At 41.5% G+C, this 17470-nt stretch carries 18 protein-coding genes; 7 read left to right on the top strand and 11 right to left on the bottom strand.

All coding sequences use genetic code 11. From position 1 onward, the window contains the following. Positions 1–26 precede the first annotated feature (26 nt). The 3 genes from ACH3Z1_RS12595 to ACH3Z1_RS12605 all read left to right on the top strand — a co-directional run bounded on the left by ACH3Z1_RS12595 (position 27) and on the right by ACH3Z1_RS12605 (position 1801). Positions 27–497 carry a hypothetical protein gene (locus tag ACH3Z1_RS12595; protein WP_490822328.1) on the top strand — a complete coding sequence of 157 codons (471 nt, stop codon included), beginning with the start codon at positions 27–29 and terminating at the stop codon, positions 495–497. Positions 498–636: 139 nt separating this feature from the next. Continuing rightward, the gene (locus ACH3Z1_RS12600; RefSeq protein ID WP_490822329.1) at positions 637–1227 is read left to right on the top strand and encodes a TrmH family RNA methyltransferase; all 591 of its coding nucleotides are present in this window, start codon (positions 637–639) and stop codon (positions 1225–1227) included. A gap of 85 nt (positions 1228–1312) precedes the next feature. Next, positions 1313–1801, top strand: a complete 489-nt coding sequence (locus ACH3Z1_RS12605; protein WP_490822330.1) for a TlpA disulfide reductase family protein — start codon at positions 1313–1315, stop codon at positions 1799–1801. Between the two features lies 1 nt (position 1802). Here ACH3Z1_RS12605 and ACH3Z1_RS12610 read toward each other — a convergent pair whose 3' ends face one another. The 9 genes from ACH3Z1_RS12610 to miaB all read right to left on the bottom strand — a co-directional run bounded on the left by ACH3Z1_RS12610 (position 1803) and on the right by miaB (position 9547). Then, complete coding sequence (locus ACH3Z1_RS12610) at positions 1803–1988, bottom strand: hypothetical protein (RefSeq protein ID WP_490822331.1); 186 nt, start codon at positions 1986–1988, stop codon at positions 1803–1805. Positions 1989–2145: 157 nt separating this feature from the next. Continuing rightward, entirely contained in the window at positions 2146–2739 is a 594-nt protein-coding gene (locus tag ACH3Z1_RS12615) for a thioredoxin family protein (RefSeq protein ID WP_490822332.1), read from the bottom strand. 60 nt (positions 2740–2799) lie between these two features. Beyond that, entirely contained in the window at positions 2800–3789 is a 990-nt protein-coding gene (locus tag ACH3Z1_RS12620) for a YihY/virulence factor BrkB family protein (protein WP_490822333.1), read from the bottom strand. Between the two features lie 9 nt (positions 3790–3798). After that, positions 3799–4824, bottom strand: a complete 1026-nt coding sequence (mltG, locus tag ACH3Z1_RS12625; protein ID WP_490822334.1) for an endolytic transglycosylase MltG — start codon at positions 4822–4824, stop codon at positions 3799–3801. Between the two features lie 67 nt (positions 4825–4891). After that, complete coding sequence (gene secG, locus ACH3Z1_RS12630) at positions 4892–5236, bottom strand: preprotein translocase subunit SecG (RefSeq protein ID WP_295203950.1); 345 nt, start codon at positions 5234–5236, stop codon at positions 4892–4894. Position 5237: 1 nt separating this feature from the next. Then, positions 5238–6122 (bottom strand): DUF8458 domain-containing protein, encoded by an 885-nt coding sequence (locus ACH3Z1_RS12635; RefSeq protein WP_490822335.1) that lies wholly within the window; start codon positions 6120–6122, stop codon positions 5238–5240. Positions 6123–6227: 105 nt separating this feature from the next. Beyond that, positions 6228–6755 carry an LptE family protein gene (locus tag ACH3Z1_RS12640; protein ID WP_490822336.1) on the bottom strand — a complete coding sequence of 176 codons (528 nt, stop codon included), beginning with the start codon at positions 6753–6755 and terminating at the stop codon, positions 6228–6230. Between the two features lie 7 nt (positions 6756–6762). Beyond that, positions 6763–8028 (bottom strand): sigma-54 interaction domain-containing protein, encoded by a 1266-nt coding sequence (locus ACH3Z1_RS12645; protein WP_490822337.1) that lies wholly within the window; start codon positions 8026–8028, stop codon positions 6763–6765. A gap of 94 nt (positions 8029–8122) precedes the next feature. Beyond that, positions 8123–9547: a tRNA (N6-isopentenyl adenosine(37)-C2)-methylthiotransferase MiaB gene (gene miaB, locus ACH3Z1_RS12650; protein ID WP_490822338.1), complete on the bottom strand. Its 1425-nt coding sequence runs from the start codon at positions 9545–9547 to the stop codon at positions 8123–8125. A gap of 124 nt (positions 9548–9671) precedes the next feature. Between miaB and ACH3Z1_RS12655 the strand changes: the two genes are divergently transcribed. Beyond that, entirely contained in the window at positions 9672–10619 is a 948-nt protein-coding gene (locus ACH3Z1_RS12655; RefSeq protein ID WP_490822339.1) for a DUF3078 domain-containing protein, read from the top strand. Between the two features lie 85 nt (positions 10620–10704). On the opposite strand, the gene ACH3Z1_RS12660 is transcribed toward ACH3Z1_RS12655, so the two are convergent. Beyond that, positions 10705–11826 carry a 5-(carboxyamino)imidazole ribonucleotide synthase gene (locus ACH3Z1_RS12660; RefSeq protein WP_490822340.1) on the bottom strand — a complete coding sequence of 374 codons (1122 nt, stop codon included), beginning with the start codon at positions 11824–11826 and terminating at the stop codon, positions 10705–10707. Positions 11827–12082: 256 nt separating this feature from the next. Here ACH3Z1_RS12660 and hppD point away from each other — a divergent pair, with 256 nt between their 5' ends. Continuing rightward, complete coding sequence (hppD, locus tag ACH3Z1_RS12665; RefSeq protein WP_490822341.1) at positions 12083–13213, top strand: 4-hydroxyphenylpyruvate dioxygenase; 1131 nt, start codon at positions 12083–12085, stop codon at positions 13211–13213. A gap of 139 nt (positions 13214–13352) precedes the next feature. Next, positions 13353–14105, top strand: coding sequence for a L,D-transpeptidase family protein (locus tag ACH3Z1_RS12670; protein ID WP_490822342.1), 753 nt, complete (start codon positions 13353–13355; stop codon positions 14103–14105). 67 nt (positions 14106–14172) lie between these two features. On the opposite strand, the gene ACH3Z1_RS12675 is transcribed toward ACH3Z1_RS12670, so the two are convergent. Further along, entirely contained in the window at positions 14173–15669 is a 1497-nt protein-coding gene (locus ACH3Z1_RS12675; protein WP_490822343.1) for a lipopolysaccharide biosynthesis protein, read from the bottom strand. Positions 15670–15784: 115 nt separating this feature from the next. Between ACH3Z1_RS12675 and ACH3Z1_RS12680 the strand changes: the two genes are divergently transcribed. Beyond that, a complete protein-coding gene (locus ACH3Z1_RS12680) occupies positions 15785–17434 on the top strand; it encodes an ABC transporter substrate-binding protein (protein WP_490822344.1) in 1650 nt (549 codons plus the stop codon). The last annotated feature ends 36 nt before the right edge of the window (positions 17435–17470 follow it).

Genomic DNA, 17470 nt, shown 5'->3' on the forward strand with positions numbered 1-17470 from the left:
TTATACAAGGTATAAAACCATGAACCATGAAAAAGAAAATTTTACCCATTGCCATTCTATTATCAGTCTTACTGATACACACAGCCGATGCGCAGGTGAGGGTTAACCTCAATGTGAATATAGGTCAGCGACCAGCCTGGGGCTTGCCCGGTAATTATGCAGGCGATTTTTATTATTTCCCAGAAATAGATGTGTATTACAATATACCTCAACGCAGGTTTGTGTACCTCGATCGCGGTCACTGGATATATGTAAACGACCTGCCAAGGGCTTATCGTGGATTTGATCTCTATCGCGGACATAAAATTGTGATCAACGATCCCAACCCATTTGCCCGCCCGCATTATTACCGTGAAAGATATGGCCGCCAGTACATGGCTTACAGACCACCCGTGGTAATTGTTGATAAAAGACGTGGTTACGACCGCGATGATGACCGCAGAGACAGGAGAGACAGGAGAGACGATGACGACAGAAGAGACAGAAGAAGGTGGTAGACAGTAGAATATTGAATGTCGAATCAGGAATATCCAATGTTCAAGTAGCCAGCTACTTGAGTATTGGATATTCAACATTCATGATTCTGCTGTTCAATATTTCTTTGTTTAGTTCTGATTTAGTACCGATTTTCGGGTTATGACACCGGAGCGCAAAGAAAAACTATTACAGGTATTACAGCACAGACAGCCTAACCTGGCAGTGGTGATGGAAAATGTACACGATCCGCACAATGTATCGGCAGTAATGCGTACCTGCGATGCGGTAGGGATACAGGATATTTATATCCTCAATACAAAAATTCCCCGTCATGAAAAATTTGGTGCCAAAAGCAGCAGCAGTGCTGCCAAATGGTTAACAGTGCACCAATATGAAGATGCACAGCTTTGTTTTCAGGAATTACGTAAGCATTACCAAAAGATTTTAACAACCCATCTCTCTTCAGATGCCGTAAGTTTATATGCTATTGATTTTACCGGCAGTATTGCATTGGTGTTTGGTAATGAGCATGCAGGGGTAAGTGAGGAGATCAGGGCCCTGGCAGATGGTAATTTTATTATTCCCCAAATGGGCATCATTCAAAGCCTGAATATTTCTGTAGCCTGTGCTGTAAGTATTTATGAAGCCAGTCGTCAGAAGAAAATAGCAGGGCATTATGACCGTATGTCGATGCCTGCAGACAGACAGGAGCAGTTGTTACAGGAATGGGGATTTAAAGAAATTGAATAATCATTTTCTTCTTTTTCTTTGCCCCGGACTTAAGTCCGGGGCAAAGAAAAAGAGGAGGAAAGAAAAATAACAGACAATAACAGTTATGCATAAAATAATTACACTACTATTTGTATTGATCTTAAGCACACAAATACAGGCACAGAATCAGTCAATCAGGAAAGTAAAAATCAATGACCTGATGAAAATCATCGATACAAGTTCTGTTCCGTTGGTGGTTAATTTCTGGGCCAGCTGGTGTGGACCTTGTATCAGGGAAATCCCCTGGTTTGAAAAATCGGTAGCTGCTTTTCGCGACCAGAAAGTGAAACTCTTACTCGTGAGTATGGATTTTGCGGAGGATTATCCAAAAGTAATAGCCGATTTTGCCAAAAAAAATAAATACAGTTCCACCATTGTATGGCTGGATGAAACCAATGCCGATCTGTTCTGTCCTAAAATAGACCAGCAATGGGATGGAGCCATCCCGGTTACCCTGATGGTGAACAACAAGAAGAAATACCGCAAATTTTTTGGACAGCAGTTGCCCGAAGAGCGGCTGCTCCTCGAATTAAAAGCGTTGACTGCTCAATAATTTACTGGTATTCACCCTCGGCTTCTTCGGCTTTTTTCTCTAACTGATGTGTGAGGTAAATGGCGTACACCAAAGCAATAAGGCTGCAGGTAGCTAAAATGATGCCGGTAACGCTTCCATAGTTAATACCCTGGGCAATGGCATAAGCAATGAGTACCAGCATGATGATGATAAAAATGGGTCTCATATGACAGAAGTTTGGTTATAATTTGGATGCAGGCTTCCATAATTTCCATAAAAAAAGCGATTTTTTTTAGATCATTACCGATACTCATATGTGCATTAAAAAAACCAGCCCGGGAAATTCAATCCCGGGCTGGTTTTTTTAATGGGGTAGGGATAAATTAGTTTCTCTTAATACTGCAACCTACAGAACGGCTCTCTCTAACCGATACTGATTTGCCCTTCACTAATTCTGTAATGGCTTCACGTGCATGTACACGTTTTACATTGCCTGCATCATTGGGGTTATCATCAATAGCGCCTTTGTATTGTAATTTTCCATTGGCATCAAACAGGAAGATTTCGGGTGTACGGGTTGCACCAAAAGCATTAGCGATTTTGGAATCTTTATCTACCGTATAATAAAAGCTATAACCCTGGTTTTTTGCATAGGCTTTCATGTCTTCATAAGAGTCATCACTGTCGCGGGTAGCTTCATTCGAGTTCAGGAGGATGATGCCGATATTATTTTGTTTGGCATAAGCCGCCAGATCAAGTGTCCGCTGCTGGTTTTTAATGACGTACGGGCAGGTATTACAGGAAAACATGACCAATACGCCATTCTGCTGAATCGTTTCTTTAATAGAAACTTCTTTGCCTGAAATATCTTTCATTTTTACATCACCCATTGGCAAATCGGAGCCAACGGCCAATGATTGCGCAGTGGCACATACCATTAAGCCCAGGAATAGTGCCGAAAAAAGGATTTTTTTCATACGTGTATGTTTTTATAGCATAATGACAAAAGAAAATACAGACTGGTTTAACCAGCATGGTTATTTTTCAGCAGGTGCAGTAGATAACAAGGCTTCTTTGCTGGCTTCCTTTTGCTTACGAAGCTCAGCTTCTCTGGTAAGATAAGTAATACTTACGTTTAATTCAAAGCCGATCAATAAAATTAACGAATTGAAATACATCAGCAGCATGAGAATCAGCACAGTACCAATAGAGCCATAAATACGGTTATAGCTGGAGCTGGCAAACAGACTTACCCAATACGAAAAGGCAAGGGTAGTGGCCAGGGTTAAAAAAGTAGCCAGCAGGGAGCCGGGTGATACCAGTTTCCAGCGCTTGGTAACAGAAGGAGCGTACTTGTAAGTAAAAGCAATGCCATAAAAAACCAGTCCCACAATCACCAACCAGCGCAACGTATTCCAGAGAGAGAGGGATGCTTTTGATTTGATATCAAAAAGGCTTTTGAGCAGTCCTGATAATTGTTCCTGTCCAATCAATACAAGCGATGACCCTATGACCAGCAGAATGAGGATGGCAGTTAGTTGTATGGCCCTCCATCGCTGGTGAAACAAAAATCCTTTTTGCTCCTGTATGGACCTATCGAAAGTGCGGATAATCCCAATCATGGCATTGGAAGCATAAAAAATAAGCAACAGGAAACCAAAGGAAAAAACACCGACATGTTTTTTCAAAAGGTCCACCATTATGTCTCTGATAAAAACATAAGTCTCAGAATTAGGGGTAATGTCTTTGAATAATTTCAGGATTTGTTTATCAACATTAAAAGAATCAGGGAAATAGGGTATCAGTGAAAAAAGAAACAACAATGCCGCTGGTAAAGCCATGATCAGGTTAAATGAAATAGCAGCAGCCCTTTCATTCAAACCAACCTTATTAATCTGTTTAAAAAAGAAAACTACCACATCAAATAAAGGCAGACCCTGAAAGCCGGGTATCAACAGTGTTTTGCTTTTGCGGATTACAAAAGAAATGGGTTTCCAGGAGATAATGATGCGCTGCAGTTTAATCAAAATGCTTTTTTATTTTTTATTCGCCATATAAATATCTAATTGACGCTGGTATTCTTTAGCATATTTATCATGCTCTTCATAACTGGCACTGAAATGATGATAACCGCTGAAATCGCTCTTGGCCACAAAGAAAAGATAGTCAGTTAAGGGCGCTTCCAGAATAATATCTATGGTTTTGGGTGAGGGGGTGCAGATGGGCCCCGGTGGTAAACCCTTTCTGCGATAGGTATTGTAGGGCGATGGATTCAATAAATATTTTTCATAAATACGCGTAATGGTAAAATCCTGCATAGCATATTTAATGGTTGGACAAGCCTGCAGGGGCATGTCTTTTTTAAGCCTGTTGAGGTATACACTGGCGATTTTATATTTATCGCTGTCGAAATTGGTTTCTTCTTCCACGATAGAAGCGAGGGTATAGGCTGCTGTTGTTGAAAGACCTTTTACCTGTGCTTTTGCCAGACGATTATTTTTTTGCCAGAAAGCATCACTGTTTTCTTTGAGCTTGCGCATGATTTTTATGAGAGGCGTGTTCCAATAAAAAATATAGGTATCGGGTATGATCTGGCTAAACAACAAGGTAGTATCCGTTCCCAGTTGCTGTAATGAATCATTGGAAGAAAGAAATGCCATGGCCGCCGTGGAGTCGGTGGAAAACTGTTTACTAATAAGCCTTGCAAGATCTGCTTTGGTGCGAAGCTTATTGATCACCAGTCTGAGTTCAGCCTGTTTACCATTGCGCAGCATGCGGGCAATATCAAAAGCGGATTGTCCCTTTTTCACTTCATATTTACCCACTTTGAGTTTTGGCCATACAGTTGTTACCGAGCCAATCAACTGAAGCCCTGTTGTCCGTGATACAATCTTTTCTTCTTTTAAAATAGCGAGTACCGCCTCTTTGCTGGTTTGTCCTTCCCTGATAATAAAATAGCGGCTTTTTTCTTCAAAAGCCGTTGCCGACCCCCAAATAAGCCAGGCTACCAGGGCGCCACCCAGTAACAAGAGGAGTAAAAACCAGCCAAACATTCTTTTCATATCATCAAATTAAATAAAAAACCCTGTCTGTAGTACAGGCAGGGTTTTGGAAAAATGTTTTTTATGTTTATTTCTTGCCGGTATCGGGCGTAGCCGTTGTTGTATTCGCCGGTACAGCAGGTGTAGGAGCGGGCTGACTCGTAGTCGTATTTACTTTTTGTAATACTGAATTGTCAACACCGGAACCTCCTTTCAGGAACAGGCTTGATACCAGTGCCAGTATAGCAATGATGCTGGCAAATATCCAGGTACCTTTTTCCAGTACATCGGTGGTTTGTTTTACACCCATGAAATTGTTGCTTAAACCACCCACATTGGCAGAGAGACCACCACCTTTGGGGTTCTGAATCAATACAACAAAACCCAGCGCCACACAGGCTAACACAATCAGAACAAGAAACAGAATGATCATTTTATATACCTTTTAAATGTTGAATCTTGGCCGCAAAATAAGCGGATTTTTCAGGATTTATGAAACTTAATTTAATATAGAGCTGGATGGCTTTCTCGGTTTGCCCCTGTTTTTCGAGTACTTCGGCCATGGTTTCGGTAACAACCTCCCTCGATTCATTCGAATTTTCGGCAATCAGTGCCACCGCCTGTTCGAGGTCTGTACCCGTTCCCAGATCGGAAGTCTGCTGGTTTACATGCTTCATTTCCTTTAGCCAGTCGGTAAATTTCCGCAACTGGGAAGTGAGTTTATCCTGCGGCATCTTGTTCAGGTCAACTTTAATGCCCTGGGAAGCAAAATAATCGATTGTATGCAGGCGTTCGGTCTCAATTTCGAGTTTGTCGCCGGCTTCAACCGGTTTCTTGAAATCGGCCAGTTGCTCTGATAACAGGCCTGATAATTTCGTATCAGGCAAGGGCAGAGTTTCAGCCTCATCCGGAGCTATTTCTTCCGTATCATCTACATCAGAGGGGTTATCGGGTATTTTCCGTGGATCGATGGAACGAATGATATCCCGTACATCTTCCATGGTTGGTATGGCAATCTGCTTCTGAACCGGTTTGTCTATAACCGGTGTTTCAGGCATGCCAACAGTAGGAGGGGCAACATCAATGTCAACAAGGTATTGCATCCACAACGGGTTTGTGATATGCAGAAGTGACTTACCCATCGATTGCTGATAAGCTTCCACCTGACCCTTCTGTTTTAACCTGACAGTATGCAGTACATGCGCAGGAGAGAAATAAGGATATGATTTAACCAATGCTTCCAACTGGTCAACCGGCACCAGTTCGGCTGATGACTGACCTGTTAAATGCAATAAGGCTTTCTCCCGTATGGAATTCATTTGTTTATATTAATTGATTTTGGCCACATGGAATTCGCCAATTAAGTATTTCAGCAGACATCCACATTTTTTGGCTCATTTCATAGCGATAAATGTACTAATTGATTACCAGTTTGAAAAAAGTCGGTTGAAGATCTCATCCACCATATTTCTTACCACTTCATCGAGCAACTGGGCTTCGGCGGTATTAAAGGAAAGATTCGCACTGTAATCGAAGCTTCTGCTTACATCAAATTCTTCTGTAACATTATCCAGGTTTTTACGGAAGACAATATGGATGGTTACTGTTAAACGATTGGTACTGGCCTGTCTGTTGCTGATACCGACTGTTTGTGTACCGTTATAAGTAGTAATACTTCCATTGATGACATAATGGGCATCATCACTGGTAACCCGGGTGAGTTTGGTCTGGTTGGTAATCTTTTGCTGCAGTTTATCATTCAATTTCGGACTTAACTGCGGATTGATATACTGGGCTTTGTTATCAATAAAACCAAGTTTAATGGTTTTTACTTTTGGATCGATACTGGCATCATTGAATTTATACGTCACTTTACAGGCCGCCAATAACATGACAACGAGCATACAAATGCTGATGCTGTAAATACCATATGTGCCAATCGTTTTTTTCATACCCGGATTATTCTTCAATATCGTATTCTTTCAGTTTGCGGTACAAAGTTCTTTCGCTGATACCCAGATCAAGTGAAGCATCTCTGCGTTTGCCCTTGTGTTTTTTCAGTGCTTTCAGGATCAGTTCCTTTTCCTTATCCATGATATTCAGCGATTCTTCCACTTCTTCATGGTGATGAATATCATCCTCATGCAATAAAACCGGTTGTCCGTTGGCAGGCATGATCTGGTGTGCTGACGATACCTGTGTACTAACAACGGGTTGCAGCTCACCATTACCCTGAAAATCCTGTAACAATGAATCCCTGGTAAAATTAGCCGCCGATCCTGCAAGGGATGGGTTTTGTAAGATTTCCAGGAACATTTTTTTCAGTTCTGTTACATCTTTCTTCATGTCGAAGAAAAGTTTGTACAGGATTTCTCTTTCATTGGCAAACTCTCCCGAGCCATTGGCTGCATGTCCGGCCAGCACAGGCATACGTGAGTACTTTGACTGGTCGGGCAGAAACTGGCTGAGGGTGGTTGCCGATATCTGGTTGGTTGGACTCAACACAGAGATCTGTTCTGCAATATTCTTTAATTCACGCACGTTACCCTGCCATGGATGGTTAATTAACAAGGATTTTGCGTCGTCTTCCAGTTGAACGGGTGTTGTTTTATACCGTTCTGCAAAATCAACCACAAACTTGCGGAACAGAAGCAGAATATCCTCTTTCCGGTCACGTAAAGAAGGAACACGGATGGGTACGGTACTTAAACGGTAATACAGATCTTCCCTGAAACGTCCTTTCTGTGTAAACTCCAGTAATTCGCGATTGGTGGCGGCAATAACACGTACATCTGTTTTCTGTACTTTAGATGAACCTACACGTATAAATTCACCTGTTTCGAGCACCCGTAGCAGGCGTGCCTGTGTACCCAATGGCATTTCTCCAATTTCATCGAGGAAAATGGTACCGCCACTCACAGTTTCAAAATAACCTTTCCTGCTGTCTACGGCACCGGTAAATGCACCTTTTTCGTGACCAAACAATTCTGAATCGATGGTACCCTCCGGAATGGCGCCGCAGTTGACTGCAATAAATGGGTTGTGTTTGCGTGCTGATAAAGCATGAATGATCTGAGAAAATACTTCCTTACCTACACCACTTTCACCTACTATTAAAACAGTCAGATCAGTTGCAGCCACCTGTACCGCTGTATTCAGTGCATGATTCAGCGACGGTGAATTACCGATGATGCCAAACCTGTTTTTTATACTTTGAAGATCCATATGGATTTTTTGATGTCAGATATCTGATGTCAGATGTCTGATTTGATTTTTGTTCCTTGTCTCTTACCCTTTCTGATTCCTTATTCCTTATTTCTTATTTTCTCACTCCCAGCAATGTTGTTCTGGTATAGTCGGTCACTTTTACCATCACATAAGTTCCTTTCAATTGTTCATCCATTTTGAGCTTGGGGAAAACCAATACTTTATTCTGACTGGTTCTGCCCATCCATTCGCCCTCGTTTTTTCTGCTATTGCCTTCTACCAGAACTTTAAATGTTTTACCCAAATCGTTTTGATTGCTTTGAGTAGATAATATCCCCTGAAGGTCTACCACTTCCTGTAGTCTTCTTTTCTTTACTTCTTCCGGAATATCATCGGTGTATCTTCTGGCGGCCAGTGTGCCTGGTCTTTCGCTGTAGAAATACATATAACTCATGTCGTAACCACTGTATCGCATGATATCGAGTGTATCCTGGTGATCTTCTTCCGTTTCGGTACAGAAGCCGGTAATAATATCGGAACTGATACCACATCCGGGTAAAACTTCACGGATACGGTCTACTTTCGACATATACCATTCACGGGTATATGTTCGGTTCATCAATTGCAGCATACGTGTACTTCCACTTTGAACGGGTAAGTGAATGTATTTGCAGATATTTTCGTGTCTGGCTATGGTATGCAACACTTCATCTGTAATATCTTTTGGGTGTGATGTGCTGAAACGTACGCGCAGATCGGGATTCACCAGTGCTACTTTTTCGAGGAGTGCGGCAAAAGTAACGGTCTCATCTTTCTGCTCATCTATCCAATAATAACTATCTACATTCTGTCCCAGTAAGGTTACTTCTTTATATCCTTTCTCTACCAGGTCGGTTACTTCACGTAAAATAGAGTTGGCATCGCGGCTTCTTTCACGCCCCCTTGTAAAAGGTACCACACAAAAACTGCACATATTGTTACAGCCACGCATAATGGATACGAATGCGCTGATGCCATTACTGTCGATACGGATAGGAGCAATATCTCCATAAGTTTCATCACGGCTCAGTAAAACATTCACTGCTTTTTGTCCTGATCCTGCTTCTTCAATCAGGGAAGGCAAACTTCTATACGCATCCGGACCTACCACAATATCCACCAGTTTCTCTTCTTCCAGTAACTGCGCTTTCAAACGCTCGGCCATACAACCCAGCATGCCGATGAGCAGACCGGGTGTTCTTTCTTTTATTTTCCGGAACTCGGTCAGTCTTTTGCGAACTGTTTGTTCTGCTTTTTCACGGATGGAACAGGTATTCAACAAAATCAAACTGGCTTCTTCCAGGTTGCGGGTGGCACCAAATCCTGCATTATTTAATATGGATGCGATGACTTCACTATCGGCAAAATTCATAGCACAGCCATAGCTCTCGATATAGAAATGTTTTGAATACCGGTTGGGGTCGTTTTCAAACGGGCTAAACGCTTCACCCTGACGTGCCTCATCATGTACTTTGTCTCCAATAGCCATTACATCCATGAACAATAGAATTTGTAGCTTGCAAAATTAACAAAATTGTCTGGTTTTTGTGTCAGTTTGACAGGCTTTAAGGCTTGAAAATTCTGTTAATCAATTAGTTTTGCAGCGAAAATGCCCCCTACACATGAAGAAATGGTTCTACTGGCTGCTTTTCCTTTTATTGAATTCCGCAGCTTTCTCCCAGGATATTGTGGTGAACAAGCTCAGAAGCGAAACCTCCCGTACCATCAAAAAAGAAGCAGATACCAGTAAATGGACCTGGAAAAGAGGGGGTTTATTAAGTGCTAACCTTTCGCAGGGTTCTCTAAGTAACTGGGCTGCAGGGGGTGATAATTTTTCACTGGCCGTGAGTTCCTATTTCAATTTTTTCTATTTCTTCAAAAAAGACCGCCATAACTGGGATAACAATTTCGATATGAACCTGGGTTACGTTCAAACCACCAGTCTTGGCGGCCGTAAGAATGATGACCGTTTTGATTTCCTGAGTAAGTATGGTTATAAAATGGACAGCACAGGAAAAATATTCTTATCAAGCCTGTTCAACTTTCGTTCACAGTGGTTTGATGGTTATACTTTTTCGGGTGGTGTTCCTTCTTTTTCGTCTTCCTTTTTATCACCGGCATATATTATTCTTTCCGTGGGTTTTGACTACAAACCCAATGATAAACTCTCTGTATTCGTTTCGCCCTTAACATCGAGATGGACAGTGGTGGCGAACAATACATTGTCGGGGCAGGGTAAATATGGGGTTCCTGCGGGTAAGACTTCGATTAACGAGATTGGTACTTTTGCTACCGTGAACTATAATAATGCGATTGCAAAAAACGTAACCTATAAAGGGAGGCTCGATATGTTCTCCAATTACAATAACAGGGCGCAGAATATCGACTTCTTTATGACCAATCTTTTTTCTTTCAAGATCAATAAATTTTTCTCCGCAACCTATAGTCTTGATCTTATTTATGATGATGATGTACGCCTCTTCGGCCCCAATAAAACATCACCGGGCCTTCAGACCAAAAGCCTGATCGGCATTGGCTTTCTGAAACCATTGAATGTAAAGAAAGGATAGGAGAATGTAGGATGTCAGATGGCAGATGTCGGATATAAAAAACAAATCAGACATCTGCCATCTGACATCTGACACCCTACATCTCTTATTCTGCTTTTATCTTTAAGAGATGCTTAATTTTATTGGCTTTATGTGTAAGGTCCTGGTAGTCTTTATGCATGATGGTTACATGGCCCATTTTACGACCGGGTTTGGTTTGTAGCTTGCCATAGAGGTGCACAAATACATTGTCAATTTTTAATACTTCTTCGAGGTTTTCATAAACGGCATTACCTGTATATCCTTCTGCACCCAACAGGTTTACAATGGCAGATGGGAGAATGGCATCCGGATTACCCAATGGGTAACCGAGCATAATGCGCCAAAGCATATCGTACTGACTTGAATAATTGGCTTCAATGGTATGGTGTCCGCTGTTATGTACCCTTGGTGCTGTTTCATTAACCAGTACTTCTTCGTTTTTATCAACAAACAATTCAACAGCAAACAGTCCAGGACTTTTCAATGCTTTTACCACACGTAAGGCAATGGCTTCAGCTTTCCAGAGTACCTGTTCAGGAAGTTGGGCCGGACTTACCTGGTAATCTAGTAAGTTCAGTACAGGATCAAATACCATTTCGGCTGGCGGATAGAGCGTGGTTTCTCCTTTTTCATTCATGGCCACGATCATGGCGATTTCTTTTACAATCGGAACCATTTTTTCAAGTACCGCCGGAGCATCAAATCCTTTACTGAAGTCTTTTTCGTCGAGGATAACCTGAACACCTTTTCCATCATAACCACCTTGTCCGATTTTATGAACGGCCGGCAGCAGTGCACTGTGTTGCTGTAATTCTGCTAATGATTGTGTGATAACAAAAGCCGAAGAGGGGATATCATTATCCTGGTAAAATTGTTTCTGTAATATTTTGTTTTTGATGGTGCGGATGGCAGATGGTTTAGGAAACACTTTTACACCTTCTGCTTCCAGTTTTTCAAGCGCATCTACATTCACTGCTTCAATTTCAATGGTCAATACATCCAGGCCTTTTCCAAACTGGTAAACGGTGTCGAAATCATTGATATTACCCTGTACAAAATGATGGCATAGATGTGCGGCAGGGCATTGCGGATCATTTTCGAGTACATATGTTTCAACCGTATAATTGGCGGCCGCCTGTAATAACATACGGCCTAACTGGCCGCCTCCGAGGATTCCTGCTTTCATAGTGCGAAGATACGTTGGGAACAGAGAAATAAGGAACGGCAGAATAAGGAATATGGAAGTGTTTTTTTGTGGATGACCTAACAGGAGTGATAATCCCTTAATTTTGTTACATGCTTCCTGATTATCCTCATAAAATATTTGGCGACAAGCGTTTTTGCTATTGCCTGCTGATGGAAGCCCTTGCCATGGATACGACTGGTTGTTGATAACGATCACCTTGTCTTATTTTCTTCTATTATCCTTTTAAACATATTGTATGGAAACGATTACCAATACTGTGGTATCATCGAACTCAACAAACGATTTTCTTCCTTTGCAGGGAACAGATTATGTAGAATTTTATGTGGGTAATGCCAAACAGGCCGCCCATTTTTATAAAACAGCATTTGGCTTTCAGAGTCTCGCATATGCAGGACCAGAAACGGGTATAAAAGACAGGGCCAGCTATGCAGTAAGACAGCATAAACTCACTTTTGTATTTACTACTGCATTACGCACCGATAATGCCATTGCTGACCATGTGTATAAACACGGCGATGGTGTAAAAGTACTGGCACTAAAAGTAGAAGATGCTACCGATGCCTGGAAGCAGACTACTTTGAGGGGCGGTAAAAGTTATATGGAACCACAAAAGATGACCGATGAACATGGTGAAGTAGTCATGAGTGGCATACATACCTATGGCGATACCGTTCATCTTTTTATAGAAAGAAAAAATTATGCCGGTACATTTTTACCCGGTTTCAGAAAATGGGAAAGTCATTATAATCCAACAGACACCGGTTTATTGTATGTAGACCATTGTGTAGGTAATGTAGGCTGGAACCAGATGAATCCATGGGTGAAATTTTATGAGGATGTGATGGGCTTTAAAAATATCCTCACTTTCGATGATAATGATATTTCTACCGAATACTCTGCGCTGATGAGTAAAGTAATGAGTAATGGCAACGGTTTTGTAAAATTCCCCATCAATGAACCCGCTGAAGGAAAGAAGAAATCACAGGTAGAAGAATACCTCGATTTTTATAATGGGGAAGGTTGTCAGCACGTAGCACTGGCGACCAGTGATATCGTACAAACAGTAACCGCCCTGCAAAACAGGGGTGTAGAGTTCCTGAAAGTGCCTACTACATATTATGATGACCTGCTGGACAGGGTAGGACATATTGATGAAGATTTGAATCCATTGCGTGAATTGGGTATCCTGGTCGACAGAGATGATGAAGGATATTTGTTACAGATTTTTACCAAGCCGGTAGAAGACAGACCTACACTTTTCTTTGAAATCATACAGCGCAAAGGCGCCAAAAGCTTTGGTAAAGGCAATTTTAAAGCCCTTTTTGAAGCCATAGAACGCGAACAGGAAAGTCGCGGGAATCTCTAATAACTGATACAGATCATCATGACATATCATAAAAATCATGATGATCTGTGTTCAATCTCCCACAATATTCGTTGACTGTCCTCGTTTCTTTAACAGGAAATTGAATCTTCCATATTGATCGTTTTGTTATTTTGCAACTATGAAGCGCTCCCTGTTATTTGTTGTGATCGGTTTACTATCTACTCAACTCATGGCCCAGACTGGTTTTATTGAAAATCAGCGGGTATTTCCACGTGTAGCTGGGGCCATTCGTTCTAAAGAAGACACATTAAAAAAACAGTTTGCCTCAGCCAAACTTCAGTGGCCTGCAAAAGACATGTACCTGCGTAGTTTCAAGTACGATAGCCAATTGGAAGTATGGGTAAGAAATACTTCAGCAGAACCTTATAAACTGTTCAAAACCTATAAGATATGTGCTTTGTCGGGTACGCTTGGACCCAAACGTATTGAGGGTGATTACCAGGTGCCGGAAGGTTTTTATTATATCAATGAATTCAATCCCAAAAGCACGTATCATCTGTCATTGGGGCTCAATTATCCCAATGCATCTGATCGTTTGTTGAGTGATTCTATCAAACCCGGTAGTGATATTTTTATTCACGGAAGTTGCGTTACCGTAGGTTGTATACCCATTCAGAACGACCAGATCGAGGAATTGTATGTACTGGCATCACATGCACGTAACCAGGGACAGGATTTTATTCCCGTACATATTTACCCCGTTCGTTTCAGCAATAACCGCAGCCAGGAATATCTGTCACGCAACAGCAAAGAAGACAGCGATTACCAGAAATTCTCCACCCGTTTGAAAGAAGTGTACGATTTCTTCGAGGAAAACAAAAAACTTCCTCTGATTTCGGTGAATAAAAAAGGAGAGTATATTATTTTATGATGTCTGATCTCAGATGTCGGATTTATTAAAGAAAAGAATACCCAAATCTGACATCATACATCTGACATCAGACATTTCTCTTCCATTTATTTCTCACCACTTCATACAACTGCATGGCATCTGGTGTTAGTTTGAGGTAGAAGACTCCACTGATCATAATGAGCGAGAAAACGCTTCCATTGAGTATGATGGAAGTCCAGCCGGTAAATTGGCCGAATGCAAAGTAACAGATAGCATAGGCTGAAAGTCCCAGTAAAATGGCATACACAGTTTTCATGTTAAATGGCTGCATATTAAACTTTCGCCGCAGGAACTCATACCTGATAAAATTGTACGTACCATAAGCAATCAATTCTGCAATGGCTGAGCCTAGTATGCCATAATTTTTTATGAGGTAATAGGTTAATGGTAATCGAAGCCCGATGAGTACAACACCGCTGATGAAATCAAAGCGCCATAAGGTAGATGTATTGATGACCATGGCGTTCAATCCCGTGCCGGCATCAATGATACGTACCATACTAAGTATGAATAAAACGGTCATGCCATCCAGATAATCTGCTTGTATATTAAGTACAGCTATGCCTTCTCTTACATTAAGCCAGATATTACCGAACAGAAATAGGGCCATCAATAAAAGGTTAATACAGGAGCGGGAATAAATACGGTTTATTTCTGCATAGTTTTTATCCTTCCATGCCCTCGATAAAAAGCTGGAGGAAACAGCCTGTATACTTCTTTGCGGCACCTGCAGTACATTGGCTCCGAACTGTGCGAATACAAAAATACCTACAGCCGTCAGCCCCTGAAATTTAGCAATGATAAAGCTATCAATGGTGGCCGCAATAGAGGCGATGATTGTACCACCATATAGTAAAGCCTGCATCGATAATATTTTCTTCCAGAATTTTCTGGTTACACGGCTGATGGTAAACGCAAAGGGAAGGTTACCCGAGCGTATCATATACACCAGTAAAAACAAAAAGATAGCCAGATACTGAAAGGCAAAAAGATGGATGAAGGTTTCGAAACTGATCAACTTGAAATAAAACAACCCAATCAGAATGCTCGTCAATATCCGCAGAATGGTTTCCTTCAGAAAATTAGAGACGATGGATAATTGTAGTGCCCAGCTAAAACCTTCGATGACAGAAAAGAATAAAAGTCCGATCGCAAACGGGAACATCCAGAAATAATACTGGACAATAAGCGGTGATCGCAGCTCATATTTATCAATAAAAAAGGGTTGCAGCGCAAAACTGCTGATCAGCACAACTAAGAAGCCGATGAATGAAGCAACCATTGCCCAGCTCATCAGGTCGATTTTTTTAAATTCGAGGTTGTCTTTGTAATAAGGGTAGAACTTATAGATAACAGGAATGACGCCCATGGCTCCAAAAGCTGTCATGTTTTGTGCAAAATCGAAAAAGATACGGGTGAGCCCAAATTCCCCGGGTGTGAACGATCCGTTACGCGTATAAAAATACTGGTTCACAAAGCCAATAAGGAAGCCGATATAAATCAGCACACTTGAGATAATGGTTTGCTTCCTGATACTTCCCATGCCCGGTTAATGGTTTAATTGGTGTTGGTTTTAAGCCACCATACAAAAAGCATTTCTTTAATACCTGAAATACCGCTTTGTATTCATCGGCTAAAAATAGGATATTCGGGGCAGGATGAAAGAATTGAAAATTATAAAAAATAAATCAATCCTGTTTTGCTTACTGGCATGCTGCTCCACTTTTTGTATTGTGGGATGTGGTAAGAAAGCAGCATCAGATAAAACCGTTTTTTATTACAATGAGTCCACCGGCATAGCCACCCTCGACCCTGCGTTCGCCAAAAACCAATCCATCATGTGGGCCATTCACCAGGTATACAATACACTGGTGGAAATAGACAGTAACCTCAATATTGTGCCCTCCCTGGCCAAAAGCTGGGATATTGATGCCGCAAGAACCACTTATACCTTTCATCTCCGCACCGATGTTTATTTTCACCACAATGAAATATTTCCAGGTGGCAAAGGGCGAAAAATGCGGGCGGATGATGTTGTGTTCAGTCTTAACCGAATCATCGATAAAACTACGGCGAGCAGTGGGGCATGGATATTTAACAACAGGGTAGACAGCCTGCAACCTTTCACTGCGCTTAATGATTCTACCTTTCAGTTAAAGCTACTCCGGCCATTTCATCCCATCATGGGTATCCTCAGTATGCAGTATTGCAGCATTGTACCAAGAGAAGCGGTAGAAAAATATGGGAAAGATTTCCGGCGCAATCCATGCGGTACCGGACCTTTTACATTTGTTTCATGGGATGAAGGTGAAGCATTGGTCATGCATAAAAATGAACAATACTGGGAGAAGGATGAGTCCGGTAAGCGATTACCCTATCTGGATGCTATTCAGGTAAGTTTTTTTGATAACAAAGCCACTGAATTCTTACAGTTTCGACAGGGTAAACTGAGTTTTGTTAATGATATAGATCCTTCTTTTAAAGACGAATTGTTAACCAAAAAAGGAACACTCCGGCAAGAATGGGAGGGGAAGCTGCAGCTCAATAAAACCCCTTATCTCAACACAGAATATTTCGGGATACTGGTAGACGAAAAAAATCCTTTGGTACAAACATCACCAACAAAATTAAAACTGGTGCGGCAGGCAATGAATTATGCCATTAATCGTCCACAGTTGATGATGTATATGCGTAATTCGATTGGTATTCCGGCAGAAGCAGGTTTTGTACCCGGTGGTCTTCCTTCGAAAAATGTTGAATGGGTAAAGGGATACAGGTATGATCCGGTAAAGTCAAGACAATTGCTTCAGCAGGCAGGGTTTGGTGACCGTAAAGCTATTCCGGGCATTAAACTACTGACCATTCCCATCTATGCAGATATTGCCAGCTTTGTGGCCAAGCAGATGGAAGAAGTAGGCATACCCGTTCAGGTGGAAGTAATACAGAAAAGTTTATTACTAGAACAAACTGCCAAATCGCAGGCTTTGTTTTTCAGGGGAAGCTGGATAGCAGATTATCCGGATGCTGAAAATTATATGGCCATGTTTTACAGTAAAAATCCGGCGCCACCTAATTATACAAGGTATAAAAATCCGGATTTTGATCAACTGTATGAACAGGCGCTCCTGGAAACAAATGATTCGTTGCGTTTCGATCTTTACCGGAAAATGGATCAGCTTGTCATTAACGACGCACCTGTTATTCCCATCTGGTACGATATGGCCATTCATTTTGTACAACCCAATATCAGTGGCTTTAGGGCGAATGCTTTAAACCTGCTGGAACTACGTAGGGTAAGATTGAGATGAGGGGTAGAAGTAATAAGCCATTAGCTATTAGCTAAT

It is taken from the genome of Sediminibacterium sp. FW305-C-49, from assembly GCF_058231085.1.